At 33.1% G+C, this 16,375-nt stretch carries 13 protein-coding genes; 4 read left to right on the top strand and 9 right to left on the bottom strand.

What is annotated here, in order from left to right:
• Positions 1 to 4 precede the first annotated feature (4 nt).
• The 4 genes from cmk to lon all read right to left on the bottom strand — a co-directional run bounded on the left by cmk (position 5) and on the right by lon (position 5,079).
• A complete protein-coding gene (cmk, locus tag DOS84_RS14260; protein WP_111410794.1) occupies positions 5 to 697 on the bottom strand; it encodes a (d)CMP kinase in 693 nt (230 codons plus the stop codon).
• Positions 698 to 770: 73 nt separating this feature from the next.
• Positions 771 to 1,352, bottom strand: coding sequence for a murein L,D-transpeptidase catalytic domain-containing protein (locus tag DOS84_RS14255; RefSeq protein ID WP_111410793.1), 582 nt, complete (start codon positions 1,350 to 1,352; stop codon positions 771 to 773).
• Positions 1,353 to 1,426: 74 nt separating this feature from the next.
• Positions 1,427 to 2,449, bottom strand: coding sequence for a type IX secretion system protein PorQ (gene porQ / locus DOS84_RS14250; RefSeq protein WP_111410792.1), 1,023 nt, complete (start codon positions 2,447 to 2,449; stop codon positions 1,427 to 1,429).
• A 176-nt stretch (positions 2,450 to 2,625) separates the two neighbouring features.
• A complete protein-coding gene (lon, locus tag DOS84_RS14245; RefSeq protein WP_111410791.1) occupies positions 2,626 to 5,079 on the bottom strand; it encodes an endopeptidase La in 2,454 nt (817 codons plus the stop codon).
• 298 nt (positions 5,080 to 5,377) lie between these two features.
• Between lon and DOS84_RS14240 the strand changes: the two genes are divergently transcribed.
• Genes DOS84_RS14240 through DOS84_RS14225 form a run of 4 tightly spaced genes read left to right on the top strand, consistent with a single transcriptional unit; the run spans position 5,378 to position 8,302 of the window.
• On the top strand, positions 5,378 to 5,932 hold the full coding sequence (locus tag DOS84_RS14240; protein ID WP_111410790.1) for an RNA polymerase sigma factor: 555 nt from the start codon (positions 5,378 to 5,380) through the stop codon (positions 5,930 to 5,932).
• Entirely contained in the window at positions 5,929 to 6,474 is a 546-nt protein-coding gene (locus DOS84_RS14235; protein ID WP_243636378.1) for an anti-sigma factor, read from the top strand. Before DOS84_RS14240 ends, DOS84_RS14235 begins: the two co-directional genes overlap by 4 nt.
• On the top strand, positions 6,458 to 7,528 hold the full coding sequence (locus DOS84_RS14230; protein ID WP_111410789.1) for a DUF4097 family beta strand repeat-containing protein: 1,071 nt from the start codon (positions 6,458 to 6,460) through the stop codon (positions 7,526 to 7,528). Before DOS84_RS14235 ends, DOS84_RS14230 begins: the two co-directional genes overlap by 17 nt.
• Before the next feature lie 54 nt (positions 7,529 to 7,582).
• Positions 7,583 to 8,302, top strand: a complete 720-nt coding sequence (locus DOS84_RS14225; protein WP_111410788.1) for a head GIN domain-containing protein — start codon at positions 7,583 to 7,585, stop codon at positions 8,300 to 8,302.
• A gap of 113 nt (positions 8,303 to 8,415) precedes the next feature.
• Here DOS84_RS14225 and DOS84_RS14220 read toward each other — a convergent pair whose 3' ends face one another.
• From DOS84_RS14220 to DOS84_RS14200, 5 genes are all read right to left on the bottom strand, one after another.
• The gene (locus DOS84_RS14220) at positions 8,416 to 9,741 is read right to left on the bottom strand and encodes an MFS transporter (RefSeq protein ID WP_111410787.1); all 1,326 of its coding nucleotides are present in this window, start codon (positions 9,739 to 9,741) and stop codon (positions 8,416 to 8,418) included.
• 187 nt (positions 9,742 to 9,928) lie between these two features.
• Entirely contained in the window at positions 9,929 to 10,744 is an 816-nt protein-coding gene (locus tag DOS84_RS14215; RefSeq protein WP_111410786.1) for a M48 family metallopeptidase, read from the bottom strand.
• 109 nt (positions 10,745 to 10,853) lie between these two features.
• On the bottom strand, positions 10,854 to 12,761 hold the full coding sequence (gene glgB / locus DOS84_RS14210) for a 1,4-alpha-glucan branching protein GlgB (RefSeq protein ID WP_111410785.1): 1,908 nt from the start codon (positions 12,759 to 12,761) through the stop codon (positions 10,854 to 10,856).
• Positions 12,762 to 12,808: 47 nt separating this feature from the next.
• The gene (locus DOS84_RS14205) at positions 12,809 to 14,434 is read right to left on the bottom strand and encodes a maltokinase N-terminal cap-like domain-containing protein (protein ID WP_111410784.1); all 1,626 of its coding nucleotides are present in this window, start codon (positions 14,432 to 14,434) and stop codon (positions 12,809 to 12,811) included.
• The gene (locus DOS84_RS14200) at positions 14,434 to 16,368 is read right to left on the bottom strand and encodes an alpha-1,4-glucan--maltose-1-phosphate maltosyltransferase (protein WP_111410909.1); all 1,935 of its coding nucleotides are present in this window, start codon (positions 16,366 to 16,368) and stop codon (positions 14,434 to 14,436) included. Before DOS84_RS14200 ends, DOS84_RS14205 begins: the two co-directional genes overlap by 1 nt.
• Between the last annotated feature and the right edge of the window lie 7 nt (positions 16,369 to 16,375).

Here is a 16,375-nt window from a genome sequence, read left to right as displayed (position 1 = left end):
AAAATTATAAAGTATTAATTACCTCATTAGCCAATTCCAAAACAACATCAAATTGTTCCTTACGATTCAAATAAGAATTATCCACTTCAATTGCATCATCAGCCATTACTAAAGGAGAATCATCTCTGTGAGTATCAACATAATCACGGTCTACCACATTTTTCAAAACCTCTTCGTAGGAAACTGAATCTCCTTTGGCTTGTAATTCATCAAAACGTCTTTGTGCACGGGTATCTGCTCCAGCTGTCATGAATATTTTAAGTTCAGCATTTGGAAAAACAACTGTTCCTATATCTCTACCGTCCATTACAACTCCTTTTTCTTTGCCCATTTCCTGTTGTTGTTCAACCAATTTAGAACGTACTTCCGAAATAGCGGCTATTGTGCTGACAAAATTGGAAACTTCCAAAGTTCGGATCTCCGTCTCAACATTGACATCGTTCAAGTACATTTCGGCAAAACCCAATTCAGGGTTAAATTTAAAACTCAATTTTATAGAAGGTAAGCTTTTTACCAATTTCTCTTTATCCAAAAAATCAGCTCCGATATAATTGTTTTGCATAGCAAATAAAGTCACAGCACGATACATAGCTCCTGTATCTACATAAACATATCCCAAATGTTTGGCAAGTTGTTTGGCCAAAGTACTTTTTCCAGTGGATGAAAATCCGTCTATTGCTATGGTAATTTTTTTCAATTTTCTAAAATTAATTATTTGTGTTGTTTTATATCATTTTATAAAACAAACATTATTCTTAGTAGTTACTCTTTTAATAGTAAATGCTAAGAATAATGTTTGTTTTAGAATTGTCTATTATTTTTTCTATTCTACTAAAATAAGTTTCATTAACCATTGGACAGCCATAACTTGTGCATATACGTTTATCTTGTTCTTCATAAGGAACTGCCCAAAATTTGTGCAAAACTATATTTCTGCGAAAAGCATTACTGTTTGTTTCATCTAATCCATATAATTTATATGCTTTGCCAAATTGCCCATTGTAATGCTTTCCTATCGAATATTTCCCCAATGATGTACTAAGAGAATTAGCTACATTGCTAAATTTTAGTTTTCCTGGAATTCCAGTTTCTGACCCTGAACCATGGGCAACTAATCCTTCATCAATAATTTTATTATTTTTCAAATCATAAATAAAAAAACGATTTTTACCTGATTGTATTTCCATATCAATAAAAAAAGCAACTTCTTTATTGAATTTAGGATTATCATTAATGATTTTTCTTACTTCTTCTACTTGAGTATTGAGTTTTTCTTCAGTTGAATTGTCATCAGAATTTATACTAAAGCTTGAAAGAAATAGCGGAATAAAAATTAAAAGTATTTTTCTCATCACTTTAACTTATTTATAAATTAGACTTTTTACCATTACTATCAGCATCAATGTCTATGCCATTTGTTTATAAATCACTCACTAAAATTAACTGTCAGCCCAAACAAACTTGTATTTCCCGCCAGAGTATATTTCGAATAAGAATAATTGAATTTTAATTTATTTAGTTTTAATCCAAATCCCAAGGAAAGACCAGAAAAATTCCGCTGGTCTTGGATTTGCAATTCAGTGGATCTTCGGAAATTATATCCTAATCTAAGGTTAAAAGCCTTTTTAGGAAAAAGTTCAACTCCCAAAATCATATGCCGCAACGCATTGTTGAAAAAAGATATGTTTTCTTCTGTGATGCTGCCATCAATTGAAGTTTCTGAGCGAACAGGATTTGAAAAAGCCAAATTCCATTGTTGCAAATTTTCGAGTGTAAAGTGCCAGCGTATGGGAACATGTTCCAATTCCTGCGAAACTCCAGCGATTATTTCAAAGGGTAATTTTTCTCTGGTACCATCATAAGTAGTAAATTGGGTTCCAAAATTCATTAAGGTCAATGCCCAATTCACATCATTTTTTTCGTCGATATATACCATTCCTAAATCTACGGCAGCTCCAAAGGAATTGTAGCTTTCTAACGTAGATTCAATAAGTTTGGCATTGGCTCCCAAATGAATATCAGTATAAGGAATATTATAGGCATATCCCAGAGAAAGAGCAATTTCATTTCCCGTAAATTCTGACGTAGGCAAACCGCTTTCGTCATAACCTTCAAATTTTCCGTAATTGATATAATTTATACCGGCTTGAAATGTTTGCAAATGCTGGTCGTAGGTATACGCATATGAAGCCGTACCATAAGTAACTTCTTTATAGTAATTACCATAATTCACTGCCAAATGATTGTTCATTTCTTCATTTATTGTTGCAGGATTAAACAAGGCTTCATTAACATCTTCATCATAAATTGTAATTGTCTTTCCTCCCAGAGCAGCTTGCCTTGGAGATGTAACCAAGGTTAAAAACTCATAAGTATACTTCCCTCCTATTTGACCGTATGATACCATAGATATAGAAAATAAATAGAATAACAAAAGTTTTTGGGACATACTTTAAAAGCTGTTTCTAATATTTAAAACGCAGTTGCGAAGATAAAATTATAAAACTATAAAATACTTAATTAAGCTTTAAAAATAAATTCCAAATTCCAATTGCATGAATTGGAGTTTGGAATTTTATGGACCATCAAAAATGATTCCTTTCAGAATTGAAATTTTATTTTTTGTTATTTTAATTCTTTTGCATTTTTGACTTTCTCTTTAGTAATTGCAATATCTAGAACTTCACTCATCTCTTTCACGTAATGAAATGTAAGACCTTCTAAATATTCAGCTTTGATTTCATCAATATCACTTTTGTTTTCGTGACATAAGATGATTTCCTTAATATTAGCTCTTTTGGCTGCCAATATTTTTTCTTTTATACCACCAACAGGCAATACTTTTCCTCTCAAAGTGATTTCTCCTGTCATTGCTAAGTTTTTCTTCACTCGTTTTTGGGTAAGTAACGAAACTAACGATGTCAGCATAGCAATACCTGCACTTGGGCCATCTTTTGGAGTGGCTCCTTCTGGGACGTGTAAATGAATGTTATATTTAGAAAGTATTTCTGGGTTCAATCCCATTAATTCGGCATTCGCTTTAATGTATTCTAAAGCAATAGTAGCCGATTCTTTCATTACAGTACCTAAGTTACCAGTAATAGTCATTGTTCCTTTTCCTGGAGAAAGTAATGATTCTATAAAAAGAATGTCGCCACCAACACTTGTCCAAGCTAAACCTGTAACGACACCGGCTACTTCATTATTTTCATATTTATCTCTTTCCAACCTTGGAACGCCCAAAACTTTTACAATATCTTCGTCAGTGATTTTTTTGTTGTACTCCTCCTCCATCGCAACCGATTTGGCTGCGTTACGAACGATTTGCGCAATTTTGTTTTCCAATCCACGAACACCCGACTCGCGAGTGTAGCCTTCTACAATTTTTTCTAATTGCTTTTTGCCAATGCTCAAATCTTTGGTTTTTAGTCCGTGAGCTGCCAATTGTTTTGGAAATAAATGTTTTTTTGCTATTTCCACTTTTTCTTCGGTAGTGTAACCTGACATTTTTATGATTTCCATTCTATCCACCAAAGCAGGTTGAATAGCGGCCATATTATTGGAAGTAGCAATAAACATTACTTTTGATAAATCATACCCCATTTCAAGGAAATTATCATAGAATGAACTGTTTTGTTCTGGATCCAAAACCTCTAATAATGCCGAAGAAGGATCTCCGTTATGACTAGAAGACAGTTTGTCGATTTCGTCCAAAACAAATACAGGATTAGATGTTCCGGCTTTCTTTAAACTTTGGATGATTCTTCCAGGCATTGCACCAATGTAAGTTTTTCTATGTCCACGAATTTCTGCCTCGTCTCGCAATCCTCCTAATGATATACGTACATATTCCCTGCCCAATGCCTCAGCAACAGATCTACCGATTGATGTTTTACCAACTCCTGGAGGTCCAGCCAAACATATTATCGGGGACTTCATATCGTTTCTTAATTTAAGGACTGCCAAATGTTCAATCATTCTTTTTTTGACATCTTCCAATCCAAAATGGTCTTTGTCTAATACTTTTTGGGCATGCTTCAAATCAAAATTATCTTTAGAATATTCTCCCCATGGCAATTCTAAAAATAATTCCAAATAATTTCTTTGAATTCCAAAATCAGGAGCCTGCGGATTCATTCTGCGCATTTTTGACAATTCTTTTTCGAAATGTTTTTGAGTTTTTTCGTCCCATTTTTTGGTTTTGGCTTTCAGACTCATTTCGTCCATTTCTTCCTCTTGTGAAACACCTCCCAGTTCTTCTTGGATAGTTTTCATTTGCTGATGCAAGAAATATTCTCTTTGCTGTTGATCTAGGTCAAAACGAACTTTTGATTGAATATCGTTTTTTAATTCTAGTTTTTGCAACTCAACATTCATGAAACGAAGCGTTTCCAAGGCACGTTCTTTTAATCCGTTTATCGATAGTAAGTCTTGTTTTTCTTTTACCGATAAATTCATATTGGAGGAAACAAAATTGATCAAAAACGAAGGGCTTCCTATGTTTTTAATGGCAAATGTTGCTTCTGAAGGAATATTAGGGCTTTCATTGACAATCTTAACTGCCAATTCTTTTACCGAATCAATTATTGCATTGAACTCAGAATCTTTTTTGGTTGGCCTTTTTTCAGGAACCTCCTTGATGCCAGCTGTAAGGTAAGGCTCTTCCGAAATTACTTTTGTAATTTCAAAACGCTTTTTTCCTTGAAGGATGACTGTAACGTTTCCGTCAGGCATCTTTAATACCCTTAAAATTCGGGCTACAGTTCCTATTTTATGAATATCCGCAAAGGTTGGGTCTTCATCTTCTTCATTGATTTGTGCTACTACACCTATTACTTTTCCGGCGGCATTGGCATCATTTATCAATTTGATTGATTTATCTCTTCCAGCTGAAATAGGAATAACTACTCCAGGAAATAAAACCGTATTGCGTAAAGGTAAAATGGGTAAAGAATCGGGTAATTCTTCGTTGTTCATTTCTTCCTCATCTTCTGGAGTCAATAATGGAATTAATTCGGCTTCAGAATCAAATTCTTGAAGTGACAGATTGTCAATAGTAAGTATTTTATGATTTGACATAGTAGTATTTAAGTCTTTTTGTCATTAATTTTTTAAATCGGAACGCAAATATAAGGTATCGCAACAATATTTTAGGCCAATAGTGATGAATAAATACAGTATAATATTGCGGTGTAAAGTAAGGCAATCATTATGCCAAAATTAAATTGACTTTGAATTTTTATCCGTTTATGTAGTCAATTTTTCATTGAAGCCTTTTTTCCCTTCAAGATAAAAATGGAAAAAAAATGAACTATTTTTATAAAACTGTAACAAACCAAAAAAAATCATGTCTTTACTACAAATCATAACTATTTAATTGAATCTGAACAATCAAAATATCGAGGAATTAATTTCGCTTTGCAAAGAGAACAATCAGAAAGCACAATTCGAGATTTATAATCGCTATTGCAAGGCGATGTATAATGTGGCCTATCGAATTGTGAAAGACGAGCACTTTGCCGAAGATGTCATGCAAGAAGGTTTTTTGAAAGCATTTACCAAAATAAATGATTTCAAACAAGAAGTAGCCTTTGGAGCTTGGCTGAAGCGGATAATAGTGAATTATAGCATTGATTTTTACAAAAAGAATAATCCATTTAAAACAGAAGATTTTGAAAAAACACTTTACAAACTAGAAGAACCAGAAAATGATTGGGAGGAAAAATTAGATTTTAATGATTTAAAAGTTAAACAGGTTTTGGACACCATTCAGTCCTTGAAATACAATTACAGCATGATTCTTACCTTATTTTATATTGAAGGTTATGATCAAGAAGAGATAAGCGAAATTCTTAAAATTAGTTATGCCAATTGTCGAACTACATTAAGCAGAGCTAAAGAAAGTTTAAGAAAAAAATTAAATGAGATATGAAAATGAAAAATGAAAATGAAAAATTAGATCAATTATTTGAAACTCTAGAAAATCAATGGGATGTTCATGAAATGGATAGCCAACATGAAAAGCGATTTTCTGAAAAATTGGCTCTTAAAAAACGAAAAAAGAATTTTGGACTTATCTATGCGATAGCTGCGTCTGTGGTTGTTATGCTTGGGATTACATTGTTTTATACTAATAGCAATGGAAGTCCAAGAGAACTGAAATTTGCCTCTAAAGAAACCAAACAAACAGATTCAATTTTTACCGTTTTGATTGAACATCAATTAGAACAAATTAAAGCTAAAAAATCACCTGAGAATGAAAAAATCGTGAATGATGCATTGCAACAAATGAAATCGCTGGATAGCGATTATGAAAAAATCAAGCATGAATTGGAAGTTAACGGTGAAAGTAAACCTATTATTTATGCGATGATCAGTAATCTGCAAACCCGAATTTCATTTTTACAAAATGTTTTGCAACACATTGAAGAAACTGAAAAAATTAAAAAATTAAACGATGAAAAAACAATTTAACATACTACTATTACCTCTTTTATTAATCCCTTTTTTAGGATTTTCTAATGATGATTTTAATTATACAAAACAAAAAGTCATCAATAAAGCCTATATCGTGAACAGCGATGCCGGAATAAATATTGAGAATTCCTATGGAAGTATTTTTGTTACCACCTGGAATGAGGATAAAATTGAAATTGAAGTTCTTATTAAAGTCAGTGGTGATAATGAAAAATGGGTAAACGAAAAATTAGCCGGAATTGATGTTGATTTTGTAGCGTTAAAAAGTATGGTTAGTGCCAAAACTGTTTTTGGAAACATGAGCAAAAAAACCAATGGAAGAAATAATAATTTTGAAATCAACTACACTATAAAGATTCCTAAAAACGGGACTGTAAAATTGAATAACAAATACGGAAATATCGGTACTTCAGATCTTTTTTCTATAACTGACATAAATTGTAAATACGGAAAAATTAATTTGGGAAAATTAAACGGTAACAGTAATACGATAGAAATTGGTTATTGTTCAAATTCTACTATAGAATATCTAAAAATTGGTGCGATAACCTCTAAATATTCTGGGTTGAAAATGAATGAAGTAGCCAAACTTGATTTACTTTCAGATTATTCTGATATTGAGATTAATGAAGGAAATGATATAAAATACATCAGTAAATACGGAAGTGTAAAAATTAAAAAAATCAATTCATTGGACGGGAATGGAAATTATCTGACGATTGACCTTGGTTCTGTATCAAATCAATTGAAGTTAAACACAAAATATAGTAATATCTCGATTGATGCTATTCAGCCCAAAGCTAATAATATAAACATTGTGGCTGGTTATACAGGTGTTGATGTTGGTTTCCATCCTAATTATGTTTTTGATTTCGATGTATCGGTAAGATATGGCGATTTTAAATATGACAATGAATTGAGTGTTAATTCAAGAGAAGAAACTAATTACACTAAAAGAGTCAGCGGATTTTATAAGAAAAAAGGTGAAAATAAGATTTTAATTACTTCCGATTATGGTAATGTAAAATTGTATAAAAGAGAAGTTCAGTAAAAGTTTCAATCATACATCAAGTTCAAAATCATGTTTAATTATAATTTTTAATCTATGAAAAAATCGGTTTTATTAGTTGTTTTTAGTGCGCTGTTTTTTACAACAATTGCGAATGCACAGTGGTCAAAAATTAAAGGAAATGGAAAAGTAGTTACTGAGAAAAGAACTACTTCAGGGTATGATGAAATAATTCTTTCCGGCTCTTTTGATGTGATTTTGGTTTCGGGAACCGAAGGTACAATAACCATTGAAGGGGAGGAAAATATAATTCCTCACATCAAAGTTGAAGTTGTCGCAAATGTCTTGAAAATTTCCAACGAGAAAAATATTCAAATTGACACAAAGAAAAAGCTGGTAGTGACGGTGCCATTTGAACAAATAAATTCTGTCGCTCTTTCAGGGTCTGGCGATGTTATAGCCAAAAACACTATAGTAAGCCCTACTTTTAAAGCTAAACTATCTGGTTCTGGTAATTTGACTTTAGATGTTAAAACAACTGATTTTGAATCTAATTTAAGTGGTTCTGGAGATGTTGTTGTAACGGGTATTTCAGATAATTTTGTTTCCAAAACTTCGGGTTCAGGTGATGTTGACGCTATTAATTTGACAACAAAAAATGCGAACGTTACAATTTCAGGTTCCGGAGATATGAAAGTAAATTGTAGCGAGAGTTTAATTGCCAGAGTTTCGGGCTCAGGTGATATTGAATACAAAGGAGATCCTAAAACAAAAGACACCAAAGTGAGTGGCTCTGGTGATATTTCAAAAGTATAATAACAGCTTATAAAAAATACCGCAGATTCATAGATTTTATATAATCTATGAATCTGCGGTATTTTTATGTTTTTTGTCCAAAAGGCTTTTGAAAACCAAATTCGTTTCGGAAATTATTTGATCTCTTTCTTTGGAACCCTATTCAAAAGTAAAACACCAATTATAAAAAACACTGCCAAAAATACAATTGCAAGTCTTGGACTTCCGGTAATTTGATCAATTGCACCATACACGCACATCCCGATTACAATCCCAATTTTTTCGGTAACATCATAAAAACTAAAAAAGGAAGCAGTATCCTCTGTTTCTGGCAAAAGTTTAGAATAAGTTGAACGGGATAATGCCTGAATTCCTCCCATCACAAGCCCTACCAAAGCTGCCATGATATAAAACTGATTGGGAGTTACTATAAAATAAGCTGCAGAACAAAGTATGACCCAAAAACAGTTAATCACAATAAGGGTTGGTATATTTCCAAATTTAGCAGATGCTTTTGAGGTCATAATAGCACCAATTACGGCAATAATCTGTATTAATAATATACATATAATTAATCCTGTTTGACTTTGGCTTGCTGATTCCCAAGCAATTTCTTGAGAACCAAAATAGGTAGCAATAAGCATTACGGTTTGAACAGCCATGCTGTAAACAAAAAAGCTGAGTAAATATCTTTTTAACGGCATGTTGGCTTCCAATAATCCCCAGACTTTCTTAAGTTCTTTGAATCCATTAAAAACAACCGCTTTGGTCACTTTTCGGTCTGCATTTTTATTTCCTTTTGGCAAAAAATAATAGGAATATTGGCTGAATAGAATCCACCAAACGCCAACCATTACAAAGGAATATTTCATTGCTTTCATTGCGGCTTCGCCTTTAGTAGCTCCAGTTATTCCAAAAGTATCGGGCATCATTACCATAGCAAGATTTAATACTAATAAAATAACACTCCCAATGTATCCAAGAGAATATCCTTTGGCACTAACAGCATCTTGTTGTTCAGTGAAAGCGATATCTGGTAAATAAGAATTATAAAATACTAAGCTTCCCCAGAAACCAATTAATCCAAAAAAGTAAAAAAACAGTCCAAGATAAATATTATCTAGGCTAAACCAATTCAAACCAATACAAGAAAGAGCTCCGGTATAGCAGAAGAACTTCATGAAAGATTTTTTATTCCCGACATAATCGGCTATTCCTGATAATAAAGGTGAAAATAGGGCAACCATCAAAAACGCTGCAGCAGTAACAAAACTAATCAATGCTGAGTTTTTCAAATTCATTCCGAAAACGGCTATATAATGATCTCTGTCTGAAAATAAGGATTCATAAAAGATTGGAAATATGGCCGAAGAAATTACCAATGGATATACTGAATTTGCCCAATCGTAAAATGCCCATGCATTCAATAACTTTTTGCTTCCTTTTGCTAATTCTGCCATGTTTGTTTTTTTATTTGCGAATTTATTTATTTTTCAGTCGGAATAACAATAAATAGCGCTTTTTCATATATTAAATTTTTAATAATAAATTATTACTATTATTGGGCTCAATATGATTTATAAAAAAAGCTATTCTTAAAAAGAATAGCTTAAATAGTTCTAAAAATGCAATTATTTCAAATGCCAATTATTTATAAGAAGCATTAACTTTTGCAGCTGTTGCTCTTGCTTCTGGAATCAATGCCTTTAAATTTGCAATTCTAGTAATGTCAGAAGGGTGTGTGCTTAAGAATTCTGGTGGTGCTTGACCGCCGGATTGTGTTGTCATTCTTTGCCAAAAAACAATCGCTTCATCTGGATTGTAACCGGCAATTGCCATCAAAGTAAGTCCAATTTTGTCGGCTTCACTTTCATGATTTCGACTAAATGGAAGCATTACTCCTACTTCAGAACCTAAACCATAGTATTGCTGCCACATTTTTTGTTTTTCAGCACTTTGCTGACCAGTAGCAACAGCTACCCCGACCGCACCTAATTGTTGCAATTGCGATGCACTCATTCTTTGTGCACCATGATTTGCTAATGCATGTGAAACCTCATGTCCCAAAACAGTTGCCAAACCAGCCTCATCTTTAGTTATAGGTAAAATTCCCGAATAAACGACGATTTTTCCTCCTGGCATACACCATGCGTTAACTTCTTTATTGTCAATTAATTTGTATTCCCACTGGTATCCATTCAGATATCCGGTTTGACCCAGATAGGCTAAATATTTTTCAGCAGCTGTTTTAATTCTTGATCCAACGATTTCTACTCTTTTGGCATCAGCTGTTCCTGAAATTATTTTATTTTCCTTCAAAAAAGTTCCATATTGTTGAAATGAAGAAGGAAATAATTCACTGTTGGAAACAAAATTAAGTTCATTTTTCCCTGTTATAGGATTAGTAGCACAAGAATAAAGTAAGCCTATTACAGCTACACCTATTAATAAATATTTTTTCATGATTGTATCTTTAAATATCTATGCAAAAATGCAACTTTTATTAGTTTTATATTTTATATAATTAAATCCAAAACTATCAACTTTCCTATCACTATTAAAAATTATAAATCTAGGATATTTTAAAAATCAATACACTAAGTGGAGGAAGCAATAAAGCGGTAGAATATTCTTTACCATCATAAGGATTGGTTTCAATACTTATTTTTTTTGTGTTTTTTACCCCACTTCCGCCAAAATCAGAATCATCACTGTTGAATAGTTCTGTAAGTTTTCCTTTTTTGTGTATACCTATTCGGTAATTCTCACGCACTACTTGGGTAAAATTTAGAACAACTATTAAATCGTCTTCGGGATTATTTCCTTTTCTAATAAATGACATTACCGCATTTTCATGATCTGAATAATTAATCCATTCAAAACCTTCTGGGCTAAACTGTTTTTCATACAAAGCAGGCTCTTTTTTATACAATTCGTTAAGCTTTGTAATAACTAATTTTATACCATTATGAAATGGATATTGCAACAGATGCCAATCTAAACTATTCTCAAAATTCCATTCACTGCTTTGACCAAATTCTGCTCCCATAAATAATAATTTGGTACCCGGGTGTGTAAACATGTAACCATACAGTAGACGTAAATTTGCAAATTTTTGCCATTCATCGCCAGGCATTCTTCCTAGAATAGATTTTTTTCCATAAACTACTTCGTCGTGAGACAGTGGCAGCATGAAATTCTCAGTATAGGTATATGTCATAGAAAATGTCAAATCATTTTGATGGTATTTTCTGTACACGGTTTCTTTTTGAAAATATTCTAAAGTATCATGCATCCAACCCATCATCCATTTCATTCCAAATCCTAAACCTCCAACAAATGTGGGTCTGGAAACCATCGGAAAGGAAGTACTTTCTTCGGCAATGGTTTGAACTCCTTCATAATTTCCATAAACGGCTTCATTAAAATCTTTTAAAAAGCTAATGGTATCCAAGTTTTCTCTTCCGCCATAAATATTAGGTTCCCATTCGCCATCTTTTCTTGAATAATCCAAATACAACATTGAAGCCACAGCATCTACTCTGAGTCCGTCAATGTGATAATGTTGTAACCAAAACAATGCATTACTGATTAAAAAAGAGCGAATTTCATTTCGTCCATAATTAAAGACTAAACTTTTCCAATCGGGATGATATCCTTTTCTACGATCAGGATGTTCAAATAAATTAGAACCATCAAAAAAGCCCAAACCATGCGCATCATCCGGAAAATGAGATGGAACCCAATCCAGAATTACACCAATACCTGCTTGATGCAATTTATCGACAAGAACCATAAAATCCTGAGGTTCTCCAAAACGGGAGGTTGGTGCAAAATAACCCACTAATTGATAACCCCAGGATGGATCATATGGATATTCCATTACTGGCATAAACTCTACATGCGTAAATCCTGTTTCTTTCACATATTTTACCAATTCTTCGGCAAATTCCAAATAAGTCAAGAATCGATTTTCGTCCCCATGTCTTTTCCATGAACCTAAATGAACTTCGTAAACCGAATAGGGTTTATTCAAATCATTATGCTCTTTGCGGGTCTGCATCCATTTTTTGTCTTTCCATTTGTAATCAAGCCCCCAAATAACAGATGCTGTATGTGGTGGTTTTTCGCAATAAAAAGCAAATGGATCGGCTTTTTCAGTAATTATTCCTCCATTATTGGATTGGATTTTATATTTATAAGTAGTTCCTTGTTCTATTCCAGGAATGAAACCTTCCCAAATTCCAGATGAATCCCAGCGTACTTGTAGTGCATGCTCTCCCTGAATCCAGTAATTGAAATCTCCAATAACAGAAACCGTTCTTGCCGTTGGTGCCCATACAGCAAAATAAACTCCTTTTACTCCATCAACTTCGATAAGATGCGCGCCTAATTTTTCGTAAAGTCTGTAATGTTTACCTGCCTTGAATAAATCAATGTCAAAATCTGTAAAAAGCGAATAGGTTTGTACTTTGTTCATTTTTGTGTTTTTATTTTTTTGTTGAAATTGAAATCAACTTATTTCTATTAAAAATTCATTATACTGGCAATTCCCCTCAAAGGAATTACGGACCATCGAGGTCTTGAATTTAATTCATAACCCAATTCATAGATAGCTTTTTCCAAAAGACAATAACGCAATAAAAAGTCTATTTCTTTTTGATATCCAATATTTAGATTACCGGCTTGAGCAACTTCTGTATAGGTGTTAAGAAAGACCCCTACAAAATATTTGTATAAAATTTCACTTGCCTGGAAAAGCTCATCTTGTTTGTACGGATATTTATCATTGCTGTTAAAAATAGTAGCATAAATTGCGTAGTGAAAGGAACGAAACATACCTGCAACATCTTTTAGCGGTGGTTGTTTTACTTTTCGATCCCGAATAGTGCTTTCAGGTTCTCCTTCAAAATCAAGGATATAAAAATCATCACCATTTACTAAAACTTGACCCAAATGGTAATCCCCGTGAATTCGAATGCGCTCTGATTTCATTTGGGTCCAGTCAAAGTCAAGAAAAACTTTTCGAATTTCTTTTTTATGATCCAAAAATTTATTGGCTAACTCTAATTCTAAGCCATCCAATTTATGTAAATTGTTCTCTAAAATATTCAAACGATTTTGAAACTGATATGTCAATCTGTTTTTTAACCATACGGAATAATCTCCATTATAAGTAAGTGGTGTAAATGCTGTTTCATGTATATCGCTGCCCAACGCAATGTGCATTTCGGCAGTTCTGGTAGCCAAAGTCTGAATTTTTAGAAAAACACTTAATCCGGCCCAATCAATAATTTCGTGGGGAACGTCATTTAATTTTAATCGCTTAAATAATTCTATTTCAGGAAGTTTACCTATGGAAATTTTTTTGGTGTTTAAATTTTCAAAAATTCGATCTACTTCTTCGAGCATATATTTCCAGGCATCACCTTGATTAGGGACTAATTCTTGCATTAATCCGAGAGTAATATTTCCTTCAGATGAAACAATACTTATACTTCCTGTATAAGCCGGTGAATGTTTAAAATTCATTCTTTCGGTAAGGAAACGGCTAATTTCATAATCCGGATTCATACTGATATAAATTCTTCTGAAAATTTTCAGCACCAAATTATCATTATAAACGATCGACGTGTTACTTTGTTCCACTCCCATAAAATGAGAAGAAATATATTCTTTGGAATGCATTTTTTTTCCTTTGTGAAAGGTCACTTTTGATGCTTCATCCTTTTTGGAATGGATGATTTTTTCAAAAAGTAATTTTCTGAAATCCTCCTGATGCAAAGCATCAACAAGATAGCCTTCTTGCTCATTCATGACTACTGGCGCAATAATGGTATTGGTGTCTAAATCTTCTTCCGACATGAAAGCCAATGGCATAAAATAATGTTGATAAAAGGCTTCTTTAAAATTAACTTCTAATAAAACGCCGTAATAAGTATTGTCATTTGAAGTGATTTTAAAAGAATGTACAACTTCAATATACTTTAAGGTACTGGCTTTACCACCATACCATCTTTTATTGATAATGTAATTTTCTAAAATATCGGAGGCAAAAATTTTAATAAAACTTTCATCTTCAAAAGCATTTTCCCAATCGGTGTGAAATACGAGCGGGTTTTTATATTCGGCTTCGTTAATTTTATCAACCATTATTTCTGAATTTTAAATAAATGAAAAGGCAATTCGGGAGGAAGTTCTACATAATTCCATTCATTGTTCCAAGAATAAGAATTTCCGGTAATCAAATCGGTAATTTGAAGGTTTTGGCTTCCAATTCTGTCAATTGGTAGTTTAACCATTGCTTTACCAGTATGAAATGCGTCTAAACTTACAATCATTAGTGTTTCATTCTGTTTATCATCATCAAACTTATAATAAGCGATAACTTGATCATTATTAGTCTCACAAAAAACAATATTATTGGTTTGCTGCAACGAAATTTGTTCTTTTCGAATGGCATTGATTCTCGTAATTAAGGTCGTGAGTTTGTTTTGGATAGTCCAGTCCCATTTATAATATTGGTATTTTTCGGAATCGAGATATTCTTCTTTTCCCGGAGCCATTGGAGTACTGATCATATATTCAAAAACTGGACCGTAAATTCCAACATTTGAACTTAATGTTGCTGCCAAAAAGTATTTTTGCAAATGCACGGATTCATTTCCATTTTGCAGAGCAAAAGGATTAATGTCTGGTGTATTGGGCCAAAAATTAGGTCTGTAAAACTCTTTTTGTTCGGTTTGAGTTAATTCTTCTACATATTCAGTCAATTCTTTTTTGGAATTTCTCCATGTAAAATAAGTGTAGGATTGGCTGAAACCTTGTTTTGCCAATTCGTTCATGATTTTCGGACGTGTAAAAGCTTCCGCTAAAAACAAAACATCGGGATGCTTCTTTTTGATCTCGGCAATTAACCAACCCCAGAAATAAAAGGGCTTTGTGTGAGGATTATCTACTCTATAGATTTTGATATTACATTCTTCAATCCAAAATAATGCAACATCTAAAAGTTCTTTCCAAAGATTTTTCCAGTCGGAGCTTTCAAAATAAATAGGTTGAATATCTTGGTATTTTTTTGGAGGATTTTCTGCGTATTGAACCGTTCCGTCTGGTCTCCATTTGAACCATTGCGGAAAATCTTTTACATAAGGATGATCGGGAGCAGCTTGCAAGGCATAATCCATGGCTACTTCGATTCCTAACTCTTGAGCTTTTTTTACTAATTCTTTAAAATCTTCAATCGTTCCTAATTCTGGATGGGTAGATTTGTGCCCACCGTGATGAGAACCAATTCCCCAAGGGGATCCAACATCCCCATCTTGGGCATTTGTTGCATTGTTTTTGCCTTTTCTATTCACTTCGCCAATGGGATGAATTGGTGGGAAATAAAGTGTGTCAAATCCCATTTCGGCAACTCTGGGGAGCAATTTTTCGCAATCTTTAAATGTACCATGTTTTCCTTCTTCTGATGATGCCGAACGTGGGAAGAATTCATACCAAGTACTGAATAGTGCTTTTTTGCGATCTACATATACTTGTAAATCCATTGATTTGTTTTCTAAAAAACGAACTGGATATTTTTTTAAAATCTTAGTTAGCTCTTCCGATTTTGTTTCTCGTACAGCATTATCATATTCTGATTCTGTTGTGAAATAATGAATTAATCGATTGAGATATTCATTTTCGGAAGCATCAACATTATTAATAATGGCTCGCACATATTCTGCACCTTCCAGTAATTCAGATTTTACATATTGATTGTCATTAATTTTTCGCTCTGTACCGTGTTGCCAATTCAATGCGTAATCCACCCATCCTTCAACAAAATAAGTGTACTTTCCTTGCTTTTCAACATGGAATTCAGCAAACCATTCGTCATTTTGTCCCGGTGTCATACGAACTTCCTGCCAATTTTTTTCAGATTCGTGTTTGAATTTTACACAAGACTGAATAACATCATGTCCATCTGAAAAAACATCAGCGCTGACAACTATTTTTTGACCAACAATTCTTTTTATTGCAAAGCTGCCACAGTTCAGTTGTGGTAAAATATTTTCTATAATTATACGAGTTTGATTTTGCATGGTTTTA

It is taken from the genome of Flavobacterium aquariorum, assembly GCF_003254745.1.
Classification (GTDB): domain Bacteria; phylum Bacteroidota; class Bacteroidia; order Flavobacteriales; family Flavobacteriaceae; genus Flavobacterium; species Flavobacterium aquariorum.
Note: the sequence above shows the minus strand (reverse complement) of the source record. Positions and strands in the feature narration are given on the sequence as shown.